The organism is Streptomyces sp. NPDC050856 (genome assembly GCF_040653855.1).
In the GTDB taxonomy this organism is placed as follows: Bacteria; Actinomycetota; Actinomycetes; order Streptomycetales; family Streptomycetaceae; genus Streptomyces.
The window spans coordinates 107,502-134,152 of sequence record NZ_JBFAGV010000010.1 but is presented as its reverse complement, the minus strand read 5'-3'; the positions used below and the strand labels follow the sequence as shown (position 1 = coordinate 134,152).

Annotated in this window: 22 protein-coding genes, 1 tRNA gene and 2 pseudogenes; 10 read left to right on the top strand and 15 right to left on the bottom strand. The window is 73.5% G+C overall.

Going from position 1 to position 26,651, the window contains the following annotated elements; translation table 11 throughout:
- Window positions 1-6: 6 nt before the first annotated feature.
- A pseudogene (locus tag AB0H53_RS12420) lies at window positions 7-191 on the bottom strand (hypothetical protein); the annotation flags it as partial.
- A 112-nt stretch (window positions 192-303) separates the two neighbouring features.
- Window positions 304-612, bottom strand: a pseudogene (locus AB0H53_RS12415) (Na+/galactose cotransporter); the annotation flags it as partial.
- Window positions 613-830: 218 nt separating this feature from the next.
- On the opposite strand from AB0H53_RS12415, the gene galT reads away from it, so the two are divergent.
- From galT to AB0H53_RS12395, 4 genes are all read left to right on the top strand, one after another.
- Window positions 831-1,874 carry a galactose-1-phosphate uridylyltransferase gene (gene galT, locus AB0H53_RS12410; RefSeq protein ID WP_362110481.1) on the top strand — a complete coding sequence of 348 codons (1,044 nt, stop codon included), beginning with the start codon at window positions 831-833 and terminating at the stop codon, window positions 1,872-1,874.
- Window positions 1,871-2,851, top strand: coding sequence for a UDP-glucose 4-epimerase GalE (gene galE, locus AB0H53_RS12405; RefSeq protein ID WP_362110478.1), 981 nt, complete (start codon window positions 1,871-1,873; stop codon window positions 2,849-2,851). Before galT ends, galE begins: the two co-directional genes overlap by 4 nt.
- On the top strand, window positions 2,848-3,990 hold the full coding sequence (gene galK, locus AB0H53_RS12400) for a galactokinase (RefSeq protein ID WP_362110475.1): 1,143 nt from the start codon (window positions 2,848-2,850) through the stop codon (window positions 3,988-3,990). The genes galE and galK overlap by 4 nt, the downstream gene beginning before the upstream one ends.
- Before the next feature lie 219 nt (window positions 3,991-4,209).
- Window positions 4,210-4,971: a response regulator transcription factor gene (locus AB0H53_RS12395; protein ID WP_362110664.1), complete on the top strand. Its 762-nt coding sequence runs from the start codon at window positions 4,210-4,212 to the stop codon at window positions 4,969-4,971.
- Here AB0H53_RS12395 and tamR read toward each other — a convergent pair.
- Window positions 4,930-5,427, bottom strand: coding sequence for a MarR family transcriptional regulator TamR (gene tamR, locus AB0H53_RS12390; RefSeq protein WP_362110473.1), 498 nt, complete (start codon window positions 5,425-5,427; stop codon window positions 4,930-4,932). The genes AB0H53_RS12395 and tamR overlap by 42 nt on opposite strands.
- A 133-nt stretch (window positions 5,428-5,560) precedes the next feature.
- Between tamR and AB0H53_RS12385 the strand changes: the two genes are divergently transcribed.
- A complete protein-coding gene (locus AB0H53_RS12385; protein ID WP_362110470.1) occupies window positions 5,561-6,394 on the top strand; it encodes a trans-aconitate 2-methyltransferase in 834 nt (277 codons plus the stop codon).
- A 318-nt stretch (window positions 6,395-6,712) separates the two neighbouring features.
- Here AB0H53_RS12385 and AB0H53_RS12380 read toward each other — a convergent pair whose 3' ends face one another.
- Window positions 6,713-7,384, bottom strand: a complete 672-nt coding sequence (locus AB0H53_RS12380) for a TetR/AcrR family transcriptional regulator (RefSeq protein ID WP_362110661.1) — start codon at window positions 7,382-7,384, stop codon at window positions 6,713-6,715.
- A complete protein-coding gene (locus tag AB0H53_RS12375) occupies window positions 7,384-8,349 on the bottom strand; it encodes a fatty acid desaturase (protein WP_362110467.1) in 966 nt (321 codons plus the stop codon). The genes AB0H53_RS12380 and AB0H53_RS12375 overlap by 1 nt, the downstream gene beginning before the upstream one ends.
- 213 nt (window positions 8,350-8,562) lie before the next feature.
- Here AB0H53_RS12375 and ppc point away from each other — a divergent pair, with 213 nt between their 5' ends.
- Entirely contained in the window at window positions 8,563-11,292 is a 2,730-nt protein-coding gene (gene ppc, locus AB0H53_RS12370; RefSeq protein WP_362110464.1) for a phosphoenolpyruvate carboxylase, read from the top strand.
- 82 nt (window positions 11,293-11,374) lie between these two features.
- Here the strand turns inward: ppc and AB0H53_RS12365 are convergent, their stop codons facing one another.
- The 7 genes from AB0H53_RS12365 to AB0H53_RS12335 all read right to left on the bottom strand — a co-directional run bounded on the left by AB0H53_RS12365 (window position 11,375) and on the right by AB0H53_RS12335 (window position 17,214).
- Window positions 11,375-12,181 (bottom strand): LAETG motif-containing sortase-dependent surface protein, encoded by an 807-nt coding sequence (locus AB0H53_RS12365; RefSeq protein ID WP_362110461.1) that lies wholly within the window; start codon window positions 12,179-12,181, stop codon window positions 11,375-11,377.
- 248 nt (window positions 12,182-12,429) lie between these two features.
- A complete protein-coding gene (locus tag AB0H53_RS12360; RefSeq protein ID WP_362110458.1) occupies window positions 12,430-12,897 on the bottom strand; it encodes a hypothetical protein in 468 nt (155 codons plus the stop codon).
- 55 nt (window positions 12,898-12,952) lie between these two features.
- Window positions 12,953-13,549 (bottom strand): aminoacyl-tRNA hydrolase, encoded by a 597-nt coding sequence (gene pth / locus AB0H53_RS12355; RefSeq protein ID WP_362110455.1) that lies wholly within the window; start codon window positions 13,547-13,549, stop codon window positions 12,953-12,955.
- An 89-nt stretch (window positions 13,550-13,638) separates the two neighbouring features.
- On the bottom strand, window positions 13,639-14,229 hold the full coding sequence (locus AB0H53_RS12350) for a 50S ribosomal protein L25/general stress protein Ctc (RefSeq protein WP_362110452.1): 591 nt from the start codon (window positions 14,227-14,229) through the stop codon (window positions 13,639-13,641).
- A gap of 268 nt (window positions 14,230-14,497) precedes the next feature.
- Complete coding sequence (locus AB0H53_RS12345) at window positions 14,498-15,475, bottom strand: ribose-phosphate diphosphokinase (protein WP_362110450.1); 978 nt, start codon at window positions 15,473-15,475, stop codon at window positions 14,498-14,500.
- 109 nt (window positions 15,476-15,584) lie between these two features.
- Window positions 15,585-17,036: a bifunctional UDP-N-acetylglucosamine diphosphorylase/glucosamine-1-phosphate N-acetyltransferase GlmU gene (glmU, locus tag AB0H53_RS12340; RefSeq protein ID WP_362110447.1), complete on the bottom strand. Its 1,452-nt coding sequence runs from the start codon at window positions 17,034-17,036 to the stop codon at window positions 15,585-15,587.
- 107 nt (window positions 17,037-17,143) lie between these two features.
- A tRNA-Gln gene (locus tag AB0H53_RS12335) sits at window positions 17,144-17,214 on the bottom strand.
- Window positions 17,215-17,449: 235 nt separating this feature from the next.
- On the opposite strand from AB0H53_RS12335, the gene AB0H53_RS12330 reads away from it, so the two are divergent.
- A complete protein-coding gene (locus AB0H53_RS12330) occupies window positions 17,450-18,811 on the top strand; it encodes a histidine kinase (protein ID WP_362110444.1) in 1,362 nt (453 codons plus the stop codon).
- A gap of 172 nt (window positions 18,812-18,983) precedes the next feature.
- Here the strand turns inward: AB0H53_RS12330 and AB0H53_RS12325 are convergent, their stop codons facing one another.
- Together AB0H53_RS12325 and AB0H53_RS12320 are read right to left on the bottom strand one after the other, a co-directional pair.
- On the bottom strand, window positions 18,984-19,472 hold the full coding sequence (locus AB0H53_RS12325) for an SUKH-3 domain-containing protein (RefSeq protein WP_362110441.1): 489 nt from the start codon (window positions 19,470-19,472) through the stop codon (window positions 18,984-18,986).
- A gap of 10 nt (window positions 19,473-19,482) precedes the next feature.
- A complete protein-coding gene (locus AB0H53_RS12320) occupies window positions 19,483-20,004 on the bottom strand; it encodes a YwqJ-related putative deaminase (protein WP_362110438.1) in 522 nt (173 codons plus the stop codon).
- 229 nt (window positions 20,005-20,233) lie between these two features.
- Here AB0H53_RS12320 and AB0H53_RS12315 point away from each other — a divergent pair, with 229 nt between their 5' ends.
- Genes AB0H53_RS12315 through AB0H53_RS12305 form a run of 3 tightly spaced genes read left to right on the top strand, consistent with a single transcriptional unit; the run spans window position 20,234 to window position 24,644 of the window.
- The gene (locus AB0H53_RS12315) at window positions 20,234-21,247 is read left to right on the top strand and encodes an SMI1/KNR4 family protein (RefSeq protein ID WP_362110435.1); all 1,014 of its coding nucleotides are present in this window, start codon (window positions 20,234-20,236) and stop codon (window positions 21,245-21,247) included.
- A 7-nt stretch (window positions 21,248-21,254) separates the two neighbouring features.
- The gene (locus AB0H53_RS12310; RefSeq protein WP_362110432.1) at window positions 21,255-23,738 is read left to right on the top strand and encodes an SUKH-4 family immunity protein; all 2,484 of its coding nucleotides are present in this window, start codon (window positions 21,255-21,257) and stop codon (window positions 23,736-23,738) included.
- Between the two features lie 45 nt (window positions 23,739-23,783).
- Entirely contained in the window at window positions 23,784-24,644 is an 861-nt protein-coding gene (locus AB0H53_RS12305) for a DivIVA domain-containing protein (protein WP_362110429.1), read from the top strand.
- A gap of 37 nt (window positions 24,645-24,681) precedes the next feature.
- Here the strand turns inward: AB0H53_RS12305 and AB0H53_RS12300 are convergent, their stop codons facing one another.
- A complete protein-coding gene (locus AB0H53_RS12300; RefSeq protein ID WP_362110426.1) occupies window positions 24,682-26,217 on the bottom strand; it encodes an MFS transporter in 1,536 nt (511 codons plus the stop codon).
- Window positions 26,218-26,651 lie beyond the last annotated feature (434 nt).

The following is a 26,651-nucleotide window of genomic DNA, read 5'->3' as shown; positions in this document are numbered from 1 at the left end:
GGCGGTTCACTCGGCGGGCGGTACCGGCGGGGCGAGCGGGCGCGGCCACAGCCACACCGGAAGAACAGCCCCAGCGCCGGCGTCCCCGGTCCGGTCCAGAGGTTGATGTCGACGCCGACGGCCTTCTCCAGGTCGGCGTGGGACGCGGTGGGCCCGGCGACGGTGTCGATGATCCCGTGGACCGTGAAGACACGAAGTTGGCGCCCTGGTCGGTCGGGATGGCGACGAGGCCCTGCTTGTGGACGACGGAGTAGTTGACCATCGCGGCCACCGTGCCCGCGACCAGGCCCGAAAAGCCCTCGTCATCACCAGGCCCAGGAAGACCATGGCCGGGATGGCGCCGATCCAGTACCAGTGGACGACGGCGACGCCGTACTGCGCGCCGGTCGCGGCCATGCCCCGGATCTCGGTGGCGCCCAGGGCGGCGGCGGCGAAGGCCGGGCCGGTGACCCGGGCGGGCAGGGGGCGGCCGGAGAGGAAGAAGCCCAGCCCGGTGCGCACGCTGGCCCGGGCGGCGAAGCCGATGCCCAGGACCACGGCGGAGTAGATCGCCAGGATCGTGTGGTCGAGCCCGTTGGTGGGGAGCCGGAGCCCGTCGCCCGGAGAGCGCACAGGTGTCTCGCTCCGTGGCGCGAACGGATCGGGCCGGAAGGTGCGCCCCCACGCCGTCGATCTGACCGCTTCTGTTGGTTTCTTTTGTTCGATCGCGATCGAGTGCGGCGGAAGGTCCGGAGAGCGCCCCGGGTGGGGAGTTCCTGCGGTGTGCCATGGTGGATGATGATTGGTGATGTTAGATTATGTTGAGTTGTCGTGGCGGAGGAGTCACCGGAGTGAAGAAGACGTCGACCCGCCTGGCCGACGGCCGTGAGCTGGTCTATTACGACGCGCGGGACGACGTCGTCCGCGACGCCGTGGACCACCGCCCGCTCGCGCCGGTCACCACCACCTCCGAGATCCGCCGCGACCCGCTCCTCGGCGACTCGGTCGCCGTCGCCTCGCACCGCCAGGGCCGGACCTACCACCCGCCCGTCGACGCGTGCCCGCTGTGCCCGTCGCGCGACGGCCACCGGGGCGAGATCCCCGACAGCGACTACGACGTGGTCGTCTTCGAGAACCGCTTCCCCTCCCTCGCCGGTGACGCCGGGCGCTGCGAGGTGGTGTGCTTCACCTCCGACCACGACGCCTCGTTCGCCGATCTCAGCGAGGAGCGCGCCGCCCTGGTGCTGGACGTGTGGACGGACCGCACCGCCGAACTGGCCGAACTCCCGCAGGTGGAACAGGTGTTCTGCTTCGAGAACCGGGGCACCGAGATCGGCGTCACCCTCGCCCACCCGCACGGCCAGATCTACGCCTATCCGTTCGTCACCCCCCGTACGGAGCGGATGCGGCACTCCGTCGCCGAACACCGCGCCGCCACCGGCCGCAACCTCTTCGACGACCTCGTCCGGCGCGAGCGCGCCGAGGGCGACCGGGTCGTCCTGGCGGGGGAGCACTGGACCGCGTTCGTGCCGTACGCCGCGCACTGGCCGTACGAGGTCCACCTGTACCCGACCCGGCGGGTCCCCGACCTGCGGGCCCTGGACGAGGCGGCTCGCACGGAGTTTCCCCGGATCTACCTGGAGCTCCTCAGGCGTTTCGACCGGATCTTCGGCGATGCTGGAACACCGACGCCGTACATCGCCGCCTGGCACCAGGCGCCGCTGCGCGACCGGCGGCGTGAGGACTTCGCCCTCCACCTGGAGCTCTTCACCGTCCGGCGCACGTCCGGCAAGTTGAAGTACCTCGCGGGATCGGAGTCCGGCATGAGCGTGTTCATCAACGACGTGCCGCCGGAGGCGGCGGCCCGGCGACTGCGGGAGGTAGCGAGCGCATGACGAAGTACCTGGTGACGGGCGGAGCCGGCTACGTGGGCAGCGTGGTCACCGCGCACCTGCTCAGGGCCGGGCACGAGGTGACCGTCCTGGACGACCTGTCGACCGGCTTCCGCGAAGCTGTCCCGGCGGGCGCCGCGTTCGCCGAGGGCCGGGTGCAGGACGCCGCCCGCTTCCTCGACCCCTCGTACGACGGCGTGCTGCACTTCGCCGCCTTCTCGCAGGTCGGCGAGTCGGTCGCCCGCCCGGAGAAGTACTGGGACAACAACGTCGGCGGATCGATGGCACTGCTGGCCGCGATGCGCGCGGCGGGCGTGCGCCGGCTGGTCTTCTCCTCCACCGCCGCCACCTACGGCGAACCGGTCTCCACCCCCGTCACCGAGGCCGACCCGACCGCCCCCACCAGCCCGTACGGCGCCACCAAACTCGCCGTCGACCACATGATCGGCGGCGCGGCCGCCGCGCACGGCCTGGCCGCCGTGTCGCTGCGGTACTTCAACGTGGCGGGCGCCCACGAGGGGTACGGCGAGCGCCACGACCCGGAGTCCCACCTGATCCCGCTGGTGCTCGGAGTGGCGCTCGGCGACCGGGAGTCGGTCTCGGTGTACGGCGACGACTACCCGACCCCGGACGGCACCTGCGTCCGCGACTACATCCATGTCGCCGACCTCGCCGAGGCCCACCTGCTCGCCATGGAGGCGATGGCCGCCGGCGCGGTCGCCCCGGGTGAGCACCTGATCTGCAACCTGGGCAACGGCAGCGGCTTCTCGGTGCGCGAGGTCGTGGCGACCGTCCGCGAGGTCACCGGCCGGCCCGTGCCCGAGGTGACCGCGCCGCGCCGCCCCGGCGACCCGGCGGTCCTGGTCGCCTCGGCCGCCACCGCGCGTGACCGGCTCGGCTGGAAGCCCTCCCGGCCCGACCTCCGGGACATCGTGGCCGACGCGTGGGAGTTCGCCCGGCGGCGGAAGGCCGGGGCGTGAGGGTCGCGGACGGTTTCGCGGAGCTGTACGGGTCGGCCCCCGAGGGCGTGTGGGCGGCCCCGGGCCGGGTCAACCTGATCGGCGAGTACACCGACGTCAACGACGGTTTCGTACTGCCGCTGGCGCTCCCGCACACCGCGGTGGCCGCCGTGTCGCGCCGCGGGGACGGGGTGTTGCGGCTCCACTCGGCCGATGTGCGCCAGGGCGTGGTCCAGCTTGCCGTGGACGACCCGGCGCCGCTCACCGGCACCGGCTGGGCCGCCTACCCCGCCGGTGTCGTGCGGGCGCTGCGCGAGGCCGGGCACCCGGTGACCGGCGCGGACGTCCACCTGGCCTCGACGGTGCCCACCGGGGCCGGGCTCTCCTCGTCGGCGGCCCTGGAGGTCGTCACCGCGCTGGCGCTCAACGACCTGTACGGGCTCGGGCTGACCGGCCCCGAGCTCGCCGTCCTCGCCCAGCGGGCCGAGAACGCCTTCGTGGGCGTCCCGTGCGGGGTGATGGACCAGATGGCCTCCGCCTGCTGCACCGAGGGCCACGCCCTGTACCTCGACACCCGGGACCTGACCCACCGGCAGGTGCCCTTCGACCTCGCCGCGCGGGGGCTGGGGCTCCTGGTGGTCGACACCCGCGTCAAGCACGCGCTCGGGGACGGCGCGTACGCCGAGCGGCGCGCCGGCTGCGAGGCCGGCGCGCGGGCGCTCGGCGTGCGCACGCTGCGCGAGCTGGAGTACGCGCAACTGCCCGCCGCCCTGCCCCGCTTGGCCGACGGGACCGTCCGCTCGTACGTCCGGCACGTGGTGTCCGACAACCACCGGGTGCGGCGGGTGATCGACCTGCTCGAGGCGGGGGACGCGCGGGGCGTCGGCCCGGTGCTCACCGAGGGCCATGTCTCGCTCCGCGACGACCTGCGGGTCTCCTGCCCCGAACTGGACCTGGCCGTCTCCTCCTCGCTCGGCGCGGGGGCGCTGGGCGCGCGGATGACCGGCGGCGGCTTCGGCGGCTCGGCGCTCGTGCTGACCGAGGCGGACGCCGCGGACGTGGTGACCAAGGCGGTCCGGGAGGCGTTCGCGGCGGCCGGGTACCCCGCCCCGCGGATCTTTCCCGGCGTGCCGTCGGCGGGCGCGCGCCGGCTCCGCTGATCGGGGCAGTTGGACGAAACCCCCTCCGCGTCGGACCCCCGCCCGTACCCTGATGCCAGCACGGGTGGGCGACCGGCCCGATCGGGGCGCGAGCACCGGGTACGGCGCCCGGGGCGGGGTAACCATCAGTGCACGGCGGCGGCCGTACGAGCACGGGACACCTCAACTCCGGGCGCCGTGACCGCAGCTGCTCCGTTTCCCGCGATCTTGGGGGTGTCAGTGGTCCGTATCCGGGTGCTGGTGGTGGACGACCACCGCATCTTCGCCGAGTCGCTCGCCGCCGCGCTGGCGGCCGAGCCCGATGTGGACGTCGCGGCGGCCGGCAGCGGGCCCGCCGCGCTGCGCTGCCTGGAGCGGGCGGCCGGCGAGGGGCGCCGGTTCGACGTGCTGCTGGTCGACGCCGACCTCGGCGCGGCGGCCGGACCGGCGGTGGCCCGCGCGGTGCCCGACCACGGCGAGGGCGTCGTGGACGGCATCTCGCTGGTGGCCGGGGTCCGCTCGGGCCAGCCCTCGGTGCGCACCGTCGTACTGGCCGAGAAGGACGACCCGCGCCGTGCCGCGCTGGCCCTCCAGGCCGGGGCGTCGGGCTGGGTCGCCAAGGACTGCTCGCTCCAGCGGCTGCTGGCGGTGATACGGGGTGTGCTGCGCGACGAGACCCATCTGCCGCCCGCGCTGCTCACCGGGGTGCTGCGGGAGCTGACGGCCGCGCGCAAGCACCGCACCGACAGCGAGCGGCTGGTCGATTCGCTGACCCCGCGCGAGCGGGAGGTGCTGCGCTGCATGGTGGCGGGCCTGGGGCGCAAGGCGGTCGCCGAGCGGCTGTTCCTGTCCCCGCACACCGTGCGTACGCACATGCAGAACGTGCTGGGCAAGCTGGGTGTGCACTCCACCCTGGCGGCGGTGGCGCTGGCCCGGCGGGCCGGGGTGGGGCCGGCCGACTCAGCCGGGGATGTTGTCGAACGGGGCGGTCAACTGGCGTAGCAGTCCGGCGAGTTCGCCGCGCTGGGTGCGGGAGAGCTCGCCGAGGATGGCCCGTTCCTGGGCGAGCAGTCCGGCCAGGGCCTGGTCGGCGCGGTCGCGTCCCTCGGGGGTGAGGCGCACCAGGACGCCGCGCCGGTCGCTGGGGTCGGGCAGCCGCTCGACCAGGCCCTTCTTGGCGAGCCGGTCGATGCGGTTGGTCATGGTGCCGGAGGTGACCAGCGTCTGGGTGAGGAGCTGACCGGGGGAGAGCTGGTAGGGCGCGCCGGCCCGGCGCAGTGACGTGAGGACGTCGAACTCCCAGGGCTCCAGGTTGTGCTCGGCGAAGGCGAGCCTGCGGGCGCGGTCGAGGTGGCGGGCCAGCCTGGAGACGCGGCTGAGCACCTCGAGTGGTTCCACATCGAGGTCGGGGCGCTCGCGGCGCCATGCAGCGACCAGACGGTCGACCTCGTCCTCCATGTCGATCAGTGTAGGCGATCTGTCGACATGAAGTCTCTTGATGTCAAGATATATTCTGTTGGAGCATTGGGCAGAACGGGGGCCGGGGCACCGTTCCGCTTCGGTGACCCGTTCCAGTAAGGGGGCTTCGAACATGTATTCCGCACCCACGTGGGATCCACAGCAGTACCTCCGCCACGCCGATCACCGGACCCGACCGTTCCTCGACCTGCTCGCCCGCATACCCGAACTGCCCGCGACCGCCGAGGGGAGGCCCGCCCGGATCGCCGACATCGGGTGCGGCCCCGGCAATGTCACCGCCCTCCTCGCCGACCGCTGGCCCGACGCCCGCATCACCGGCTTCGACCTGTCCCGCGAGATGCTGGAGCAGGCCGAGAAATACCACGCCGGTACCACGCCCGGTGGCGGCTGGCTGGATTTCCGGCCCGCCGACGCCGCGCACTGGACGCCCGACGGGACCTACGACCTCATCGTCTCCAACGCCGCGCTCCAGTGGGTGCCCAACCACCCCGAGTCCTTCCCCCGCTGGCTGGACGGCCTGGCCCCCGGCGGCACCCTCGCCTTCCAGGTCCCCGGCAACTTCACCGCGCCCAGCCACGCCCTGCTGGGCGAACTGTGCGACGCGCCCCGGTGGCGAGACCGCCTCGCGGGCCACGGCCGCCGCTTCGTCCACATCCTGGACAGTGCCGACTACCTGACCCGCCTCACCGACCTGGGCTGCGCGGTCGACGTGTGGGAGACCGTGTACTCCCAGCTCCTCCAGGGCGAGGACCCCGTCCTGGAATGGGTCAAGGGCACCGCGCTGCGCCCGGTCCTCACCGTCCTCGACGGCGACGAGGAGGCCACCGCGGAGTTCCTCTCCCAGTACCGCGACCTGCTGCGCAAGGCGTACCCGCCCGGCCCGCACGGCACCGTCTTCCCGTTCCGGAGGATCTTCGCGGTGGCGCGCAAGGAGGCCGTGTGCTGAGCGCCGTCGACCACGTCCGGCTCGCGGCCCCGCGCTCCGCGGACCGCGCCGGCAACCGGCTGGGGCTCCCGGAACCGGTGGAGTGAGCGTGGCGGGCCCGGCCGGCGGAGCGCCCAGAAGGGGCCGCCGGCCGGGCCATGGCGGGTTTTCGCCGTGGCGGATTTTGGCCACGGGGCGCTCGGTCCGGGCTCTCCGGCGGGCGTTCCTCGCGAGGGCCGGCCGACCCGGGGCACGTGCCGGCGGGCGGGCGAACGGGCCGTGCCGGGTGCGCTCCGGCCCCGCCCGGCCGCACGCGGGGGCGCCGGGCGGGCGGCGCGGTCAGCTCTTGCGGTGGCCTATCAGCCGGGGCTTGGGCTCCAGGCCGTCCAGCCCGTGCCAGGCCAGGTTCACCAGATGCGCCGCCACCTCCGCCTTCTTGGGCTTGCGGGCGTCCAGCCACCACTGGCCGGTCAGCGCGACCATGCCGACCAGCGCCTGGGCGTACAGCGGCGCCAGCTTCGGGTCGAAGCCGCGCGCCTTGAACTCCAGCCCGAGGATGTCCTCCACCTGGGTGGCGATGTCCGAGATCAACGACGCGAACGTACCCGTGGACTGGGCGACCGGTGAGTCCCGGACCAGGATGCGGAAACCGTCCGTGTACGTCTCGATGTAGTCCAGCAGCGCGAATGCCGCCTGTTCCAGCAGCTCACGCGGGTGGCCGGCGGTCAGGGCGCCGGTGACCATGTCCAGGAGCTGGCGCATCTCGCGGTCCACCACGACCGCGTACAGCCCCTCCTTGCCACCGAAGTGCTCGTACACCACCGGCTTGGAGACGCCGGCCTTCGCCGCGATCTCCTCCACCGACGTGCCTTCGAAGCCCCGCTCGGCGAAGAGCGTGCGACCGATGTCGAGCAGTTGCTGACGGCGCTCCGCGCCCGTCATGCGGACCCTTCGCCCGCGCCGCGGTTTGTCACTGCCGGTGCCACTGCCGTCGATCGCCACATCGCCCATCATGCCGCGTTCGCGGACCGTTCCTGGCGCCGGGCTTCGATCCGGGAGGCGGTCGGCCAGCGCACGTCGTACGCCCAGCCCAGCTTCTCGAACCAGCGGATCAGCCGGGCGCTGGAGTCGAGCTGCCCCTTCATCACCCCGTGCCGCGCGCACGTCGGGTCCGCGTGGTGCAGGTTGTGCCAGGACTCGCCGCACGACAGGACCGCCAGCCACCACACGTTGCCGGAACGGTCACGGGACTTGAAGGGGCGCTTGCCCACCGCGTGGCAGATCGAGTTGATCGACCAGGTCACGTGGTGCAGCAGGGACACCCGTACCAGCGAGCCCCAGAAGAACGCGGTGAACGCGCCCCACCACGACATCGTCACCAGACCGCCCACCAGCGGCGGGATCGCCAGCGACAGCACCGTCCAGCCGATGAACTGGCGCGAGATCGCCCGGATCGCCGGGTCCTTGATCAGATCCGGCGCGTACTTGGCCTGCGGGGTGCGCTCCTCGTCGAACATCCAGCCGATGTGCGCCCACCACAGGCCCTTGAGCAGTGCCGGCAGGGTCTCGCCGAACCGCCACGGCGAGTGCGGGTCGCCCTCCGCGTCGGAGAACTTGTGGTGCTTGCGGTGGTCCGCCACCCACCGCACCAGCGGGCCCTCCACGGCCAGTGACCCCATGACCGCCAGCGCGATCCGCAGCGGCCGCTTCGCCTTGAAGGCGCCGTGCGTGAAGTAGCGGTGGAAGCCGATCGTGATGCCGTGGCAGCCGATGTAGTACATCGCCACCAGCAGGCCCAGGTCGAGCCAGCTCACGCCCCATCCCCAGGCCAGCGGCACCGCCGCGAGCAGGGCCAGGAAGGGCACTGTGATGAACAGCAGCAGTGCGATCTGCTCGATCGAACGCTTCTTGTCCCCGCCGAGCGTGGCGGGGGGCAGATCGGGTGCCGTTTTCAGCGCCTCGGAAGTGGTGGTCATGGGCGTCCCCTGAGGGTGAGGGTTACAACGGGATGCCGAGCCTACGGTTCCGTAACCTACGGCAACGTAAGTATGGCAGGGGCCGGGCGCCCGGCAAGAGGCCCGACGGGATCGCCGCGTGCGCGGACGCCTATCCTGGGTCTGTCGGACAGCGCGGTCCGCAGCCTCCAGTACCCCTCCAGACGTGCTCAAACACTGCAAGGAGCCGCACCTGTGAGCAGTGCCGACCAGACACCCTCCGCCAGCGCCGAACTGCGCTCCGACATCCGCCGACTGGGCGACCTGCTGGGCGAGACGCTCGTACGGCAGGAAGGACCGGAGCTCCTGGAGCTCGTCGAGAAGGTCCGCCACCTCACCCGCGAGAACGGCGAGGCCGCGGCCACGCTGCTGGGTGACACCGACCTGGAGACCGCCGCCAAGCTGGTGCGCGCCTTCTCCACCTACTTCCACCTGGCCAACGTCACCGAGCAGGTGCACCGGGGCCGCCGGCTGCGGGAGAAGCGCGCCGCCGAGGGCGGGCTGCTCGCCCGCACCGCGGACATGCTCAAGGACGGCGACCCCGAGCACGTACGCGAGACGGTCAAGAACCTCAACGTCCGTCCCGTGTTCACCGCGCACCCCACCGAGGCGGCGCGGCGCTCGGTCCTGAACAAGCTGCGGCGCATCGCCGAACTCCTGGAGACCCCGGTCATCGCCGCCGACCGGCGCCGCCACGACCTGCGGCTCGCCGAGCACATCGACCTCGTCTGGCAGACCGACGAGCTGCGCGTGGTGCGCCCCGAGCCCGCCGACGAGGCCCGCAACGCCATCTACTACCTCGACGAACTGCACGCCAACGCCGTCGGCGACGTCCTGGAGGACCTCGCCGCCGAACTGGAGCGCGTCGGCGTCGAGCTGCCCCCCGGTACCCGGCCGCTGACCTTCGGCACCTGGATCGGCGGCGACCGCGACGGCAACCCCAATGTCACGCCCGCCGTGACCTGGGACGTCCTGATCCTCCAGCACGAGCACGGCATCACCGACGCCATCGAGGTCATCGACTACCTGCGCGGCCTGCTGTCGAACTCCATCCGCTACGCCGGCGTCACCCAGGAGCTGCTCGACTCCCTCCACCGGGACCTCGAACTGCTGCCCGAGATCAGCCCTCGCTACAAGCGGCTCAACGCCGAGGAGCCCTACCGGCTCAAGGCCACCTGCGTCCGCCAGAAGCTCGTCAACACCCGCGAGCGCCTCGCCAAGGGCACCCCCCACGAGGAAGGCCGCGACTACCTCGGCACCGCCGAACTCATCGCCGACCTCACCCTGATCCAGACCTCGCTGCGCGCGCACCGCGGCGCCCTGTTCGCCGACGGCCGCATGGACCGCGTCATCCGCACGCTGTCCGCGTTCGGCCTCCAGCTCGCCACCATGGACGTGCGCGAGCACGCCGACGCCCACCACCACGCCCTCGGCCAGCTCTTCGACCGGCTCGGCGAGGAGTCCTGGCGCTACGCGGACATGCCCCGCGACTACCGGCAGAAGCTGCTCGCCAAGGAGCTGCGCTCGCGCCGGCCCCTCGCGCCCACGCCCGCGCCGCTCGACGCGGCCGGGCAGAAGACCCTCGGTGTCTTCCACACCATCAAGGAAGCCTTCGAGCGCTTCGGGCCCGAGGTCATCGAGTCCTACATCATCTCCATGTGCCAGGGCGCCGACGACGTCTTCGCCGCCGCCGTCCTCGCCCGCGAGGCCGGGCTGATCGACCTGCACGCCGGCTGGGCGAAGATCGGCATCGTTCCGCTGCTGGAGACCACCGACGAGCTGCGCGCCGCCGACGTCATCCTCGACGAGATGCTCGCCGACCCCTCCTACCGGCGCCTGGTCTCCCTGCGCGGCGACGTCCAGGAGGTCATGCTCGGCTACTCCGACTCGTCCAAGTTCGGCGGCATCACCACCAGCCAGTGGGAAATCCACCGCGCCCAGCGGAGGCTGCGGGACGTCGCCCACCGCTACGGGGTCCGGCTGAGGCTGTTCCACGGCCGCGGCGGCACCGTCGGCCGCGGTGGCGGCCCCTCGCACGACGCCATCCTCGCCCAGCCCTGGGGCACCCTGGAGGGCGAGATCAAGGTGACCGAGCAGGGCGAGGTCATCTCCGACAAGTACCTCATCCCGTCCCTGGCCCGGGAGAACCTGGAGCTGACCGTCGCGGCCACCCTCCAGGCCTCCGCGCTGCACACCGCGCCCCGCCAGTCCGACGAGGCCCTCGCCCGCTGGGACGCGGCCATGGACACCGTCTCCGACGCCGCCCACGGCGCGTACCGCAAGCTGGTCGAGGACCCGGACCTGCCCGCGTACTTCTTCGCCTCCACGCCCGTCGACCAGCTCGCCGAACTCCACCTGGGCTCCCGGCCCTCCCGCCGCCCCGACTCCGGCGCGGGCCTGGACGGGCTGCGGGCCATCCCCTGGGTCTTCGGCTGGACCCAGTCGCGGCAGATCGTGCCCGGCTGGTACGGGGTCGGCTCCGGCCTCAAGGCACTGCGCGAGGCCGGCCTGGACGCCGTACTGGACGAGATGTACGGGCAGTGGCACTTCTTCCGCAACTTCATCTCCAACGTCGAGATGACGCTCGCCAAGACCGACCTGCGCATCGCCCGCCACTACGTCGAGACCCTCGTACCGCAGGACCTGCGGCACGTCTTCGACGACATCGAGGCGGAGCACGCGCTGACGGTCGCGGAGGTGCTGCGCGTGACGGGCGGTGAGAAGCTGCTGGACTCCAACCCGGTGCTCCAGAAGACCTTCGCCATCCGGGACGCCTACCTGGACCCGATCTCCTACCTCCAGGTCGCCCTGCTGGCCCGTCAGCGGTCCGCCGCCGAGCGCGGCGAGGAGCCCGACCCGTTGCTGGCCCGGGCACTGCTGCTCACGGTCAACGGCGTGGCGGCCGGCCTGCGCAACACCGGCTGACACGGAGCACGACGAAGGGGGCGGTGCCCGGCCGGACCGGGCACCGCCCCCTCACTTGTGCGCGCCGTGGAGCGCGCCGGCGTCAGTCCTGCTGCGCCTGCGCCTTGCGACGGCGGGCCACCAGCAGACCGCCGCCCGCGAGGAGCGCGGCCGCGGCGCCGGCCAGGACGCCGACCGGGGTGCTCGAACCGGTCTCGGCGAGGTCACCGGTGCCCGGACCCTGCGACGGACCGGCCGAGGGGGCCCCGGCCCCGCCCGGGGCCGAGGCGGACGGCGTGCCGGACGGCTGCTCACCGGGCACGCCCGGGCCGCTCGGCGTGGCCGAGGGCTGCCCGCCCGGCTCGGTGGGCTTACCCGGCTCCGTGGGCGTACCGGGCTCGGTCGGCTTGCCCGGCTCCGTGGGCTTGCCCGGCTCGGTGGGCTTGCCGGGCTCGGTCGGCTTGCCCGGCTCGGTGGGCTTGCCGGGCTCGGTGGGCTTCGGCTTGTCCTCGCAGTCGGTCTTGAAGACCTTGTGCTTGGCCTTGCCCTTCTCGCCCTCCCAGTTCCAGAACAGCTTGTACTGCCCGTTGGGCAGCGTCATGTCCTCGGTACGGCCGTGGCCCTCGCCGTTGAGGGAGAGCGAACCGGACTCGACCGTCTCGCCCTTGGCGACGTCGTTCTTGGCCCAGGCCTCGATGTGCCAGCTGACCTTCTGCCCGGCGTCGAAGTTGAAGGCGACGAGGTAGAACTCGCACACCTTCGGCTCGTTCTTCCGGAGCTCTTCCCCGGTGGTGGCGTCGTGGATCTTTACGGTGCCGTTGTCGCCTTTGGTGGCGTGGGCGGCGGGGGCGAGCAGCAGCGAGCAGGCCGCGGCGGCCACCAGCGCGCTGGTGGAAGTGAGAAGGCGCATGCGCATGGGCAGTCCAACGTGAGTAAGAGGGGCCGTGGGGGGCGGCGGCTCAGCATCCTGTCGGCCCCGACGGCCCGTCAAGCCACATTGCGTCACGTTCGTACCGACAGCGACCAGTTGCCCCAATGCTCCCGGATAACAATTGGGTGAATGACCTATTCCGCTCCACCGGACGCCCGGCCGGGCGCGGCGTCCGCCCCCTGGCCGGCGGGCGCGGCGCCCGCCCCGCCCTCGCCCGGCAGCCGGCCTCAGAGAGCGAGGAACGCCCCCACCAGCAGCGTGCCCCCGGCCGCCGCCGACACCCACGCCGGCCGCGTCAGCCGCATCCCGCCGCCGATCACCAGTGCCGCCAGCAGCAGCGCGCCGCCCAGCGGCAGCCACGCGTGCAGGCCGCCCGCCCAGCCCGTCCGGACCAGCTCCCTGGTGTCCGGCTTCACCACGACCGGGTACACCCCGCCCTTCTGGACCGCCACCGAGTGCGCGATCGTCATGTCCGTACGGGGACCGGCCGGGCCGTCCGGCTCGTAGCGGCCGGTGCACACGTCCGTGGCGCAACCGGTGACCGTCAGGGTGCCGTGCTCGCGGCCCTGGGACAGCAGGACGTGCTGCGCCGTGCCCCACGACGCCCAGACGCCCGCCACGACCAGCAGCAGGGCCACCAGGCCCATGGCGGCGACACGGGCGTACGGGAGGGCGGAAGTCCGCTTCTTGCTCATGGGGCGCGATCCTCAGCCATGTGACGGCTCCCGGTCAATCGCCGCCTGCCCGGCGTCAGGAGTTGTACGCGCTCTGCGCCCGCTCAAGACCCTCGGCCACCAGGCACTCCACCGCGTCCGCCGCCCGGTCCACCAGGTAGTCCAGTTCCTTGCGCTCGGCCGACGAGAAGTCCTTCAGGACGAAGTCGGCGACCTGCATCCGGCCCGGCGGACGCCCGATCCCGAACCGCACCCGGTGGTAGTCCGGGCCCATCGCCTTCGTCATCGACTTCAGCCCGTTGTGCCCGTTGTCCCCGCCGCCCAGCTTCAGCCGCAGCGTGCCGTAGTCGATGTCCAGCTCGTCGTGGACCGCCACGATGTGCGCCGTCGGCACCTTGTAGAAGTCCCGCAGCGCCGTGACCGGCCCGCCCGACAGGTTCATGTACGACATCGGCTTGACCAGGACCACCCGACGGCTGCCCGGCCCGGCCGGCCCGATCCGCCCCTCCACCACCTGCGCCTGCGCCTTCTGGGCGCGCTTGAACGTGGCTCCCATCCGCTCCGCGAGGAGGTCGGCCACCATGAAACCGGCGTTGTGCCGGTTGCCCGCGTACTCCGGTCCCGGGTTGCCCAGGCCCACGATCAGCCAGGGGGCGCTGGCGTCCGTCGTCATACGGTTCAGTCTCCTCGCTGCCACGCACGGAACAGGAAAAACGGGGTGGCGGGCCGCAGCCCGCCACCCCGTCGAGCGGTACCCGAGGCTCAGGCCTCGGCGCCCTCGGTGCCCTCGCCCTCACCGGCGGCCGGCTCCTCGGCCTGCGCCGACAGGATCTGCAGGACGACGGTGTCACCGTCGACGGCCAGGGAGACACCCTCCGGCAGGGAGATGTCCTTCGCCAGGACGGAGTCACCGGCGGTCAGGCCCGCGATGGAGACCGTCAGGGACTCGGGGATGTGGGTGGCCTCGGCCTCGACCGGCAGCGCGTTGAGCACGTGCTCCAGCAGGTTGGCGCCCGGGGCCAGCTCGCCCTCGGCGTTGACCGGGATCTCGACGTTGACCTTCTCGCCACGGTTCACGACGAGCAGGTCGACGTGCTCCAGGAAGCCCTTCAGCGGGTCACGCTGCACGGCCTTCGGGATCGCCAGCTGGGTCTTGCCCTCGAGCTCCAGGGAGATCAGCACGTTGGACGTGCGCAGCGCCAGCAGCAGCTCGTGGCCCGGCAGGGTCACGTGCAGGGGGTCGATGCCGTGACCGTAGACGACACCCGGGACCTTGTTCTCGCGGCGGACGCGGCGCGCGGCGCCCTTGCCGAACTCGGTACGGGTCTCGGCGGTGAGCTTCACCTCGGACATGTGCACTCCTCGTAGTAGAGACGTGAATCGAATCTGGGGGGTGCCCCCCGCTCCGGTGGAGCTTGGGACGGTCACCCGGCCACGACTGGACTTGGCCTGCTACGAAGAGCGCGTCGATAACGGACCGCCGCACCTGACGTGCGGCCTCCCTCGCCGAGCAACTGCGCCAGTCTACTCGGCACCCCCGGAACGGCCCAATCCGATCAACGGCCGAGGGCCGCCCCCGCGACAGCGGGGGCGGCCCTCGGCCGTTGATCCAGTGGCGTGCTCAGCCCTGCTCCTCGAAGAGGCTGGTCACCGAACCGTCCTCGAAGACCTCGCGCACCGCGCGCGCGATCGTCGGCGCCATCGACAGCACCGTGATCTTGTCCAGCTCCAGCTCGCCCGGCGTCGGCAGCGTGTTCGTCAGGACGAACTCGCTCACCTTCGAGTTCTTCAGGCGGTCCGCCGCCGGACCCGACAGGATGCCGTGCGTCGCCGTCACGATGACGTCCTCCGCGCCGTTGGCGAACAGCGCCTCGGCCGCGGCGCAGATCGTGCCACCGGTGTCGATCATGTCGTCCACCAGGACACACACCCGGCCCTTGACCTCACCGACGACCTCGTGCACCGTCACCTGGTTGGCGACGTCCTTGTCGCGGCGCTTGTGCACGATCGCCAGCGGCGCGTCCAGCCGGTCGCACCAGCGGTCGGCCACCCGGACCCGGCCGGCGTCCGGCGAGACCACGGTCAGCTTGTTGCGGTCGACCTTGGCGCCCACGTAGTCCGCCAGCACCGGCAGCGCCGACAGGTGGTCCACCGGACCGTCGAAGAAGCCCTGGATCTGGTCCGTGTGCAGGTCCACCGTGAGGATCCGGTCGGCGCCGGCGCACTTCAGGAGGTCCGCCAGGAGCCGGGCCGAGATCGGCTCACGGCCGCGGTGCTTCTTGTCCTGACGGGCGTAACCGTAGGACGGGATGATCACGGTGATGCTCCGCGCGGAAGCCCGCTTCAGAGCGTCGATCATGATCAGCTGCTCCATGATCCACTTGTTGATGGGAGCCGTGTGGCTCTGCATCAGGAAGCAGTCCGCGCCGCGCGCCGACTCCTGGAAGCGGACGTAGATCTCGCCGTTGGCGAAGTCGAAGGCCTTGGTGGGCACGAGACCGACACCCAGCTGATGTGCGACCTCCTCGGCCAGCTCGGGGTGGGCGCGGCCGGAGAAGAGCATCAGCTTCTTCTCGCCGGTCGTCTTGATCCCGGTCACAGCACTGTCTCCTCAGACGTGTTCCCTGGCCGCGAACCACTTCCGCGCGAACCAGCCGAATTTGTGTGCACGTATCACGGTACGCCGAGTTCGACGCACCTGTTTCCGGTCAGCCTTCGTCGGCCACCCGCTCCGACGCCGCCTGCGCCGCCTGCGCGGCGGCGCTGCCCGGCCGCTTGCGAGCCACCCAGCCCTCGATATTCCGCTGCTGGCCACGGGCCACGGCCAGCGAACCGGGCGGCACGTCCTTGGTGATCACGGAGCCGGCGGCGGTGTACGCGCCGTCCCCGACCGTGACAGGAGCCACAAACATGTTGTCCGAGCCGGTCTTGCAGTGCGACCCGATCGTCGTGTGGTGCTTGGCCTCGCCGTCGTAGTTCACGAACACGCTCGCCGCACCGATGTTGGTGTACTCGCCGATCGTCGCGTCCCCCACGTAGGACAGGTGGGGCACCTTGGTGCCCTCGCCGATCGTGGCGTTCTTCATCTCCACATACGTACCGGCCTTCGCCTTCACACCCAGCCGGGTACCCGGGCGCAAGTACGCGTACGGGCCCACCGAGGCCTCCTCGCCGACCTCCGCGCCGTCCGCCACGGTGTTGTCCACCCGGGCGCCCCGGCCGACCGAGGTGTCCTTCAGCCGCGTGTTCGGGCCCACCACGGCGTCCTCCGCGATGTGCGTGGCCCCCAGGAGCTGCGTCCCCGGCAGGACCACCGCGTCCCGCTCGAACGTCACCGTCACGTCCACCAGGACCGACGCCGGGTCCACGACCGTCACGCCGGCCGTCATCGCCCGCTCCAGCAGCCGCCGGTTCAGCAGCGCGCGCGCCTCGGCAAGCTGCACCCGGTTGTTGATGCCCAGGATCTCCCGGTGGTCGGCGGCCACCGACGCGCCCACCCGGTGCCCGGCCTCGCGCAGGATCCCCAGCACGTCCGTGAGGTACTCCTCACCCTGGCTGTTGTCCGTGCGCACCTTGCCCAGCGCGTCGGCCAGCAGCCGCCCGTCGAACGCGAACACCCCGGAGTTGATCTCCCGGACGGCCCGCTGCTCCTCGGTGGCGTCCTTGTGCTCCACGATCGCCGTGACGGCCCCCGTCCCGGCGTCCCGCACGATGCGCCCGTACCCGGTCGAGTCGGGTACCTCGGCGGTCAGCACGGTGACGGCGTTGCCGTCCGCGGCGTGCGTCGCCGCCAGCGCGTCCAGCGTCCCGCCGGACAGCAGGGGAGTGTCGCCGCAGACCACGACGACGGTGCCGTCGAGGGCCTGCGCCCCCAGCTCCTCCAGCGCCATGCGCACCGCGTGCCCGGTGCCGTTCTGCTCGTGCTGCACGGCGGTGCGGGTACCGGCGTAGTGCTCGTCGAGGTGCGCGGTGACCTGCTCACGGGCATGCCCGACGACGACACAGAGGTGCGCGGGGTCCAGCTCGCGTGCTGCGGAGACGACGTGTCCGACGAGGGACCGCCCGCAGATCTCGTGCAGGACCTTGGGGGTCTTCGACTTCATGCGGGTGCCCTCACCCGCTGCGAGGACGACGACGGCTGCCGGGCGTTTGGCGCTCACGGGAATGCCCTTCGGCTTCGGGTGATGGACATCCGCAGGATACCGGGGGGTTTCGCCGAGGAAATGAGGGCGGGTCCCGACCTGTGAGGTCAGGACCCGAACCGGGGCTCCCGGGGAAGGAATCGAACCCTCATTCAATGGACCAAAACCATTTGTCCTGCCATTAGACGACCCGGGATAGATCGCCCTGTATGACCGATTTTCTCGGCCGGTTACGAGAGCAGCCCCTACTATGCCGTACCGACACCCCTCGGTGCGACGGTACGAATCGTCGTCGCCGAACTTCGCTGACAGGTCGGCGAGCATCCTCCGTTCCGGCGCGGAGTTGGCCGGGTGTTCCGGTTGCGGAGAGTCATACCGTGTGGTCAGGGAGCCCCGGAAAATGGGTCGCGGGCGCCCGTAGGCTGGAAGACATGACCACAACGGGGGCGCACCAGGACGCCGCGGGCACGGTCGCCCGTGGCTGGTGGTGGTGGGAGCGGCGGCGCGGAGCCGTGCTGGACGTGGTGCTGGCGGTCCTCTCGGCGCTGGAGTGCGCGGCCGAGGGCGTCGGGTTCGCGGAGAACGCGGCGTTGCCGGTGCCGGTGGGGGTGCTGTTCGGGCTGGTGGCCGGGGCGGCGCTGGTGCTGCGGCGGCGGTGGCCGATCGCCGTGGTGCTGGTGTCGATCGCGGTCACACCCGCCGAGATGGGCTACCTGATGGCCGTCGTCGGGCTCTACACGCTGGCCGCGTCCGAGGTGCCCCGGCGGATCGTCGCGGCGCTGGCGGGGATGTCGCTGGTCGCGACCCTGATCATCACCTTCGTACGGGTGCGGCAGGACATCGCGTCGGCCGACTTCGATCCGGCGCCCGGCCCCTGGTACGTACCGCTGTTGGCGGTGTCCATGTCGCTGGGGATGAACGCGCCGCCCGTGTTCTTCGGGTTGTACATAGGGGCGCGGCGGCGGCTGATGGAGAGCCTGCGGGAGCGGGCGGACAGCCTGGAGCAGGAGCTCTCGCTGCTGGCGGACCGGGCGGAGCAGCAGGCGCAGATGGCGCGCACGGAGGAGCGGACCCGGATCGCGCGGGAGATGCACGACGTGGTGGCGCACCGTGTGAGCCTGATGGTGGTGCACGCTGCGGCGTTGCAGGCGGTGGCGCTGAAGGATCCGCACAAGGCGGCGCGCAATGCCGCGCTGGTGGGGGACATGGGGCGGCAGGCACTGACCGAACTGCGGGAGATGCTGGGGGTCTTGCGTGCGGGCGACGACGGGGCGGCGGGGCGCAGGCCGGCCGCCGCGCCGGTGGCGCCCGGCTCCCTGCCCGCGTCCGGGGGCGGGACCGCGCCGTCGGCGGCGGACGTCCGGGCGGCCGCGGCGGCCCGGGCGGCGGCCGAGGAGGGGGCGTGCCTGGACCAGCTCGAGGAACTGGTCGAACAGTCCCGGCAGGCGGGCGTGGTGGTGGAGCTGCGGGTCACCGGTGAGGTGCGGCAGTACGACCCGGGTGTGGAGAAGACCGCGTACCGGGTGGTGCAGGAGGCGCTGACCAATGTGCACAAGCACGCGGCGGGCGCGCGGGTGGTCGTGCGGCTGGCGCACCGGGGCGACGAGGTGGCGATGCAGGTGGAGAACGGCCCCTCGGACGGCGCGGTGGCCGACGCCGGGCTGCCGAGCGGCGGCAACGGCCTGGTGGGGATGCGGGAGCGGGTGACGGCGCTCGGCGGCGTGTTCGTCTCCGGGCCGACGGACGAGGGCGGGTTCCGGGTGTCGGCGGTGCTGCCGGCCCCGGCCGCGTAGCCCCCGCCCGCCCGCCCGGCTCGGGCCCGTCGCCCGGCTTCCGTGCCGCCGTACGGCCTCCCCTCTCCGCCCCCCCTTTTCGTCCCGTGCCCCGTGCCTCGCGCCCCGTGCCGCGCACGGCGGCGCCGGTGCCGTGTGCGGGCACCCGCCGGGGCCGCGTCCGCCGGGAGCCTCAGGGATGGACCAGGCGGGTGGGCCGGGTGCCGGTGATGAGCGTGGTCAGCGCGGTGTCGATGTGGTGGCCGAGGTACCAGTCGCCGCCGTGGTCCAGTCCGTAGACGCGGCCCTCGGTGTCGATCGCCAGCACGGACTGGCTGTCGGCCTCCTCGCCGAGCGGGGCGATCTCGGTGTCGAGCGAGCGGCCCAGGTCGGCGAAGGTGCGCGCGAGGTGGAGCCCGGCGAGCGGGTCGAAGCGGATCATGGCCGGGGCGATCTGGCGGCCGGGGCCCGGTGCGGTGATGTCCAGACCGCCGAATTCCGCCCAGGCCTCGACGGCGGAGGGGAAGACGCTGTGCCGGTGCCCGGCGGGGGAGACGTGGGCGCGCAGGGTGTCGGCCCACAGTTCGGCCTGCTTCATGTCCCAGCGGCCGGGCTGCCAGCCCGCTTCCCGCAGGGCGGCGTCGACGGCGACGGGGAAGCGGGTGGTGTCGAGATCGGGCATCGTCGTGCGGTCAGCCGTTCTGGGCGGTGGGGTCGACGGGGCGTACGCCGAAGTGGGCGAGGAGCGCCGCGCAGGAGCGGCAGGGCGGTGCGTAGCTGCCGTGCAGGGGGTCGCCGTCCTCGCGGATGCGGCGGGCGGTGATCTTGGCGTGTTTGAGGGAGCGGCGGGCCTCGCCCTGGGTGAGCGGTTTGCGCTGGGCCCGTTTGGAGCGGTTGGTCTCCGTCGCGGTGAGGTGGCGGGACAGCAGGATCGCTTCGGGGCAGCGCCCGGTGAAGCGCTCGCGCTGGCCGCTGGTGAGCCGGTCGAGGAAGTCCTGCACGAGAGGGTGCAGGACGGGTGCCTGATTGCCGCGGGCGGCGGTGCAGGTGAGGGTCTCACCGCGTACGGAGAGGGCCGCTCCCACGGTGGGCAGGATGCCGTCGCGGCGGTGTCGCAGTAAAGGGGCGTGGTCGCCGGTGGCGCTGTCGGTGCTCCAGCTGAGACGTGGGTCACCCGTGGCGGGTGCGGTCGTGCCTGGTCGTGCTGTGCGCATGGTGCGTTTCGTCCCCTCTGCAATCCCCCGAGTTGCGAGGAAACAGCCTGCCAAACGGGGGACGCGGGTGGGAAGCGGGGGCACGGAATCGTGGCATCCGTGTGACGGGTGATGGCCGGTGGGTCACCCGGGAGTGACGGCGGGTCACCGCCACGGCGGCCGGGTTCCGCCTGTCGCCCCACCGCTTAGGCTGTGCGGAACCAGCCAGCAGCAGCAGGGGGCATCCAACATGAGCACAGGTCGGTTCGGGCTGGGGGCACCTCCCGGCCCGCTGGGCCGGGCGAACGCCGCGCCACCGAACGCGGCCTACGCCGGGCAGGTCGTGCACTTCCCGGACCCGGTCCGTGCCGCCCGGCATCCCCGAGGGGTACGGGTGGACGGCAACGGCCGTCCGGACTTCTCCCCGTACGCGCGCGCGGCGGCGGAGATCGCCGAGCCGCCGGAGGGTTTCGGCGTCGACGAGCTGCGCCTGACGGACTACGTGTCCGCGAACGCCGCGCTCGCCGCGTCGGGGCACGAGCTGTGGGACACCGTCCCGGCGGTGGCCACGCCGCACGGCTGGACCTGGCACCACGTGGCCGGTACGCGGCGGATGGAGCTGGTGCCGGTCGAGGTGAAGGCGCTGCTGCGGCACCACGGCGGGCTGGCGACGGCCGCCGTGGACCAGGGCAAGCGCGGTACGCGGCCGTTGCAGGAGACCCGGCCGGCGCACTTCGGGCTGCCGAAGGGCTCGGTGTCGGTGTCCGAGGCGCAGGTGCAGGGCGTCGAGGAGGACCTGGGCTACCGGCTGCCGGGTGCCTACCGGTCGTTCCTCAAGGCGGCGGGCGGCTGCGCTCCGGTGGGCACGGCGCTGGACGCGGAGCTGGGGCTGCTGGTGGACCAGCCGTTCCTCACGGTGCGCGACGAGGCGGCGGCCAATGACCTGGTCTATGTGAACAAGTGCCTGCGGGACCACCTGACGAAGGACTACCTGGGCGTCGGCTTCGTCCAGGGCGGCCTGCTGGCGGTCAAGGTGCGGGGCGACGGTGTCGGTTCGGTGTGGTTCTGCCCGTACGACGACGCCCGCGACCAGGACGGATGGACGGTGCAGGAACGGGTCGAGCGGCTGCTGCTGCCGTGCGGCGGTGACTTCGACGAATTCCTCCAGCGGCTGGCGGGCAACCCGCCGGAACTGGAGACGGTGGCGAACCTGATGGTGGACGGCGGCTTCGCGCGAGCCGTCCCGGTCTCGGACGAGGGGTGACGGTCCGATGGTGACCTTCGCGCAGGCGCAGGAGCGCGCGGAAGAGTGGATCAACGGCGATGTGCCCGCCCACCAGCACCGCGAGGTGCGGGTACGGGAGTTCGAGCTGGGTTTCGTGGCGTGGGCGGAGGACCGCGACGGGGTCACCTCCCAGGCCGGAGGCCCAGGGGGAGGCGCGACGTCGGACGGCGGGCGCCAGCGGCTGGTGATCGCCCGGGACAGCGGTGAGGCGACGCTGTGGCCGGGGCTGCCGGTGGGTGAGGTGATCCGCCGGTACGAGGAGGAGTACGGGTCGCCGCCGGGCGCGGCGCCGGGGGAGGGGAGCGCCGGCCAGCCGGAGCGGATCGACCTCAACCAGACATCGTTCCTCCTGACCCCGCCGGAGTGGCTCCAGAACGCGGCGGACAAGCTGGGCGTTCCCGGGCGCGGCGAGCCGGCGGCCGCCGGTGGTGACGCGGGGGCGGAGCCTTCGGGCAGGTCCGGTGGCTCCGGCGATTCCGTTACCTCCGGCGCGTCCGGTGACTCGGGTGCGTCCGGCACGTCCGGTACCCCCGCCCCCTTCGTCACCTCCGGCTCCGGCATCCCGGGCCCCGGCCCGGGCACGGGCGGCTCCGCGCCCGGGGCGGGGGGCGGTGACGTGTGGTCCGCTCCGGCCGTGCCCGCCGACGGCGGGTCGCGGGGCGGTACCGCCTGGCCCAGCGCCGGCAGCGGTGCCGGCGCGCCCGGCGGTGACGGCGACGACGGGTCCGTGCCGCTGCCCGCGACGGTGTTCGCACCTCCGCTGTCCGGGGCCGACGACGAGGACACCCCACTGCCGGCGGTGGGCGCGGACGCGCCGACCGCGCTGATGTCGGGCGGCAGCCAACTGCCGCGCACCACGCTCGCACCCGCGCTGGACCCGGACGGTCCGCCCGGACCGGGTGGTCCGCAGGGGCCGACGGGCCCGGCGACGGGCGAGGCCGGTCCCGCGCCGGATGCCGCCCCCGGCAGGCCGGCGGGCGGTCCGGCGACTCCGCCGCCGCCCGGTGTGCCCGGCGCCCCGGGAGCCCTCCCGCCCGCGTCGGGCCCCGGTGTTCCCGGGACGCCGGCCGGAGGCTACGTGCCGACGCGGCTGGTGCCGCACCTGGGCGGCCCGGAAGGCCCGCAGCCGCCCGGCCCGCCCGGTGCGCCGCAGCCGCCCGGCCCGCCGGGTCCGCCGCCGCCCCCTGGTGCGACGCCGCCGCCGGGTGGGGGTGTGCACCATGCCGCGACGATGCTGGCGCAGCCGGGTCCCGGTGGTCCGGCTGGTCCCGGTGCGCCGCAGCCGCCCGGCCCGCCCGGTGCGCCGCAGCCGCCCGGTGCGCCGGGGATGCCCGGGGCTCCGGGCGCCGGGGCGCACCACGCAGAGACGATGCTGGCGCAGCCCGGCCCTGGCCGTCCCGTGCCCCCGCCGGCCCCCGCGCCGGCTCCGGCCGGTCCGCCGATGCCCGGCCCGCGGCCGCCCGCGTACGGCTATCCGCAGCAGCCGCCCACCGGTGTGCCGACCGTCGGCCCCGGCTACCAGGCCGTGCTGCGCTACCGCGCGCCCGACGGCTCAGAGGCCCAGCTGATCCGCCGCTCGGCGCCCGGCACGCCGCACCCCGAGTGGCAGATCCTGCACGAGCTGCGGGCCATGAACGTGCCGCCGCAGCAGGTGCTGGAGCTGCACACCGAGCTTGCCTCGTGCGAGCTGCCCGGTGGCTACTGCGCCCGGATGATCCGGGAGATCTGGCCGCAGGCGCGGATCACCTCGATCGCCCCGTACGGGCGTGACCACGCCAGCCGCCAGCAGGGCATGGCGCAGCTCCTCGCCCACCAGGGTGAGCTGCACCAGGTCGCGGACGGGCCGGCGCGCCCGGCGCCGGTGCGGGCACCGCTGCCGCCGGTGCAGCCCGCGCCGCCCATTCCGCCGGAGGGCATCGCCCAGGAGCTGGCCGGCGCGTTCGGGCCGCAGGGCATCTGCCGGTTCGATCAGCGGGCGGTGTCCCGGCAGGGCGTGCCGGAGCTGGTGGCGCGCACCCTGGTGTGGGCGGGGCTGCCGGCCGATTTCGGGCCGTTCTTCTGGGCGCAGCCGGCCCAGCCGGTGGTGCCGACGCTCGCCGAGCTGGCCGCTCAGCGGCAGGTCCAGCCGGCCGCCGACGCGGGCTCCTACCTGGTGGTCGGCTCGGACTTCGGGCGGGCGGTGTGCGTGCAGTACGGGACGGCCCACATCGTCGCCGTACCGGTGGAGGCGGGTCCGGGCGGTCAGCCGGTGGCGCCGCAGTTCGTCAACAGCGGGCTGCCGGAGTTCACCCGCTGCCTGGCGCTGCTGGGCCGGATGTGGCGGCTGCGGTTCGGGCTGACGCCCGAGCAGGCCGGCCGCTGGACCGTGGACTTCCAGGCGCAGCTGGCGATGCTGGACCCGGCCGCCCTGTCGTCGCCGGAGAGCTGGTGGTCGGTGTTGCTGGAACAGATGTGGGACGGCCTGCTCTGACTCCTTCGGCACGGAGCTGACCCCGGCTGGTGCATCCTGGAGCGTATGCACGGATTCACCGTCGTATGGGGCCGGGGTTACCGCACGGAGCAGGTCGACCGTTTCGTCGCCGAGGTCACGGCCGACACGGAGCTGGCAGCGGAGCGGGCGGAGCGGCTGGCCGCCCGCGCCGAGGAGCTGGCCGTGGAGGCCGCCCGGCTGCGTGAGGTGGCGGCGGCACTGCCACCGCAGCGGTACGAGTCCCTGGGCGGCCGGGCCCAGCGGATCCTCGCGCTGGCGGAGGAGGAGGCCGAGGCGCTTCGGGCGGAGGCGACGGCCGCCGCCCAGAGCGTGGCCGACGCCGCGCGGGAGGCCGGGCAGCGGGTGCGGGACGCGGCCCGGCAGACGGCGGACGAGGTACGGGCGGAGGCGCGGGACCGGGCGGACCGGACGGTACGGGCGGCGCAGGCCGAGGCCGAGGAGATCCGGTCGGCGGCGCGCGCCGAGGCGGACGGGCTGCGCGGCGAGGGGCTGTCCGCGCTGCGGGACGCCGAGCGCCGGGCCGGTGAACTGCTCGCCGGACTGGAGGCCGACCACGCGGCGCGGTGGGAGGCGGCCGAGCGCGAACTGGACGAGCGGGCGGCGCGGCTGGAGGAGCGGCACGCGGAGCTGCTGGGCGCCGCGCGGGAGCGGCTGGCGGACGCCGAGCGGGTGCACGCCGAGGCGCGGGAGCAGGCCGGGCGCCGTGAGGAGGAGTCGGCGGCGCGCGCGGCCGATCTGCTGGCCAGGGCACGGGTGCGCGAGGAGCGGGTGGAGCGGGAGACGGAACGGGTGCTGCGCGAGCACGAGGAGGCCCGGGAGGCGATCCGGGCCCACATGTCCCACATCCGCGCGAGCCTGGCCACCCTGACCGGCCGCGAGGCCTGAGGCCCGGCCGGCTCCCGCCGCCCGCGGACCGGCCGCGCTACCGGGCGTCCCGGTCCTCGCGGAGGACCGGGAAACGGCGGGGCGCCAGGGTGAGCAGGACCAGCAGGGCCAGGACGCCCGCCGCCGCCGCGCCGAGGAAGACGTACTCCACGGCCGCGTCCACCGCCGCCGGCGTCAGCGAGTCGATGTCGTCCAGCCCGCCCTCGCCCAGCCGGGCGCCCAGGGTGGCGTTGGCGACCGCGCCGAACAGCGCCGCGCCCAGGCTCTGGCCGACCTGCCGGCAGAAGAGGACGGACGCGGTGGTCGTGCCCCGCTCGGACCAGGGCACGGTGGACTGCACCCCCACGATCAGCGGGAGCTGGAAGAGGCCGAGTGCCCCGCCGAGCAGCAGCATCAGCAGCGCCGGCTGCCAGGCTTCGCCGGGGTAGGGCAGCAGGGGGAAGGCCAGCAGGACCAGGACGGCGAGCGCGATGCCGGTGACCGCCGTGAGCCGGAAGCCGACGCGGTTGTAGACCCGGTCGGACAGCGCCGCGCTGACCGGCCAGGACAGCGTCATCGCGGAGAGGACGAAGCCCGCCGCGATGGGCCCCAGGCCGAGGACCGACTGGGCGTAGGTGGGCAAGAACACGGTGGGGGCGACCATGAGCAGGCCGAGCGCGCCGAGGGAGAGGTTGACCGCCGCGATGGTGCGCCGGCGCCAGACCCAGCCCGGGATGACCGGGTTCTCGGCCCGGCGCTCGATCAGCACGGTGAGCGCCGCCAGGACCGCCGCGCCGCCCAGCAGGACGAGCGACGGGGCCGACAGCCAGGGCCAGGCGACGCCGCCCTGGACGAGGGCGGTGAGCAGCAGGGCGCCGGTGGCGAAGACGGCCAGGGCGCCCGGCCAGTCGACGCGTGCCGGGGCACGGGCCGGAGCGCCTTCCGGGGCGCGGGCGGGGGTGGGTTCCACCAGATTGCGGGCGACCAGCCAGAGGGCGACGGCACCGACCGGCAGGTTGACCAGGAAGATCCAGCGCCAGTCGGCGTACCCGGCGAGCAGTCCGCCGATGGCCGGTCCCGCGACGGCCGAGGTGGCCCACACGGTGGAGAGCCGGGCCTGGATCCTGGGGCGTTCCGCGAGCGGGTACAGGTCGGCGGCGATCGTCTGCACCGTGCCCTGGAGCGCGCCGCCGCCCAGCCCCTGGAGGATCCGGAAGGCGATCAGGGACGCCATGTTCCAGGCGGAGGCGCACAGCAGGGAGCCGATGAGGAAGAGCACGATGCCGGTGATCAGGACCGGTTTGCGGCCGAAGGTGTCGGAGAGCTTGCCGTACACCGGGAGGGTGACGGTCACGGTGAGCAGGTAGCCGGAGAACAGCCAGGAGAAGACGGACAGCCCGCCCAGGTCACCGACGATCTGCGGGACGGCAGTGGAGACGACGGTGCTGTCCAGCGCGACGAGGCCCATGCCGAGCATCAGGGCGGCGGCGACCGGGCCGCGTCCGCGCGGCGCGGTGACGGCCGGGGGGCGCCGCGGCTCCCGGGCGGCGCCGGAGTCCGCCGGGCCGCCCGAGTGTCCGGCGGTACCGCTCACGTTCCCCCCTGGCTGCCAGGACGCAGGCTCCGATCCTTGTAACCGGCATCATTTCCCGGCGGGGCGCCGGACCGGCCGGGTGCTCGCCGGAATGAGACGCAGGTCACGGCGGCCCGCGCCGCGGGACGGCGGACGGGTACCGCCCCGCGGCGCGGACGCCGGGCCGACCTCCCGGAGCCATTCCGCCCGGCTCCCCAGCGGGCCGGGCCGACTGGTCCCGGCCGGGGCCCGTACGACTCGTACGCGCCCGGGCCGGCGTGTTTCCCCGCCCGGCCCGCCCGCCCGCCCGCCGCGCCCCGGCCCGCCCGCCGCGCCCCGGCCCGCAGCCTCCCGGCCCCGGCGGCCCCGCGGTCACCCGCCGCCCCGCGCCGTCCTCCGGACGCGGGGGCCGCCGGGGCGGGCGTACGCTGGAATCCCCCGGCCCGTGCGACGTG

What these genes read in the sequence shown, in the direction of transcription:
- AB0H53_RS12310 (WP_362110432.1), top strand. Translation starts at nt 21,255, where the DNA reads ATGGTGACCTTCGCGCAGGCGCAGGAGCGCGCGGAAGAGTGGATCAAC.
- AB0H53_RS12380 (WP_362110661.1), bottom strand. Translation starts at nt 7,384, where the DNA reads ATGGGCGATGTGGCGATCGACGGCAGTGGCACCGGCAGTGACAAACCG.
- galE (WP_362110478.1), top strand. Translation starts at nt 1,871, where the DNA reads ATGACGAAGTACCTGGTGACGGGCGGAGCCGGCTACGTGGGCAGCGTG.
- AB0H53_RS12315 (WP_362110435.1), top strand. Translation starts at nt 20,234, where the DNA reads ATGAGCACAGGTCGGTTCGGGCTGGGGGCACCTCCCGGCCCGCTGGGC.
- pth (WP_362110455.1), bottom strand. Translation starts at nt 13,549, where the DNA reads ATGACGACGGACGCCAGCGCCCCCTGGCTGATCGTGGGCCTGGGCAAC.
- AB0H53_RS12365 (WP_362110461.1), bottom strand. Translation starts at nt 12,181, where the DNA reads ATGCGCCTTCTCACTTCCACCAGCGCGCTGGTGGCCGCCGCGGCCTGC.
- AB0H53_RS12385 (WP_362110470.1), top strand. Translation starts at nt 5,561, where the DNA reads ATGTATTCCGCACCCACGTGGGATCCACAGCAGTACCTCCGCCACGCC.
- AB0H53_RS12375 (WP_362110467.1), bottom strand. Translation starts at nt 8,349, where the DNA reads ATGACCACCACTTCCGAGGCGCTGAAAACGGCACCCGATCTGCCCCCC.
- AB0H53_RS12320 (WP_362110438.1), bottom strand. Translation starts at nt 20,004, where the DNA reads ATGCGCACAGCACGACCAGGCACGACCGCACCCGCCACGGGTGACCCA.
- AB0H53_RS12350 (WP_362110452.1), bottom strand. Translation starts at nt 14,229, where the DNA reads ATGTCCGAGGTGAAGCTCACCGCCGAGACCCGTACCGAGTTCGGCAAG.
- AB0H53_RS12330 (WP_362110444.1), top strand. Translation starts at nt 17,450, where the DNA reads ATGACCACAACGGGGGCGCACCAGGACGCCGCGGGCACGGTCGCCCGT.
- AB0H53_RS12305 (WP_362110429.1), top strand. Translation starts at nt 23,784, where the DNA reads ATGCACGGATTCACCGTCGTATGGGGCCGGGGTTACCGCACGGAGCAG.
- tamR (WP_362110473.1), bottom strand. Translation starts at nt 5,427, where the DNA reads ATGGAGGACGAGGTCGACCGTCTGGTCGCTGCATGGCGCCGCGAGCGC.
- AB0H53_RS12360 (WP_362110458.1), bottom strand. Translation starts at nt 12,897, where the DNA reads ATGAGCAAGAAGCGGACTTCCGCCCTCCCGTACGCCCGTGTCGCCGCC.
- AB0H53_RS12325 (WP_362110441.1), bottom strand. Translation starts at nt 19,472, where the DNA reads ATGCCCGATCTCGACACCACCCGCTTCCCCGTCGCCGTCGACGCCGCC.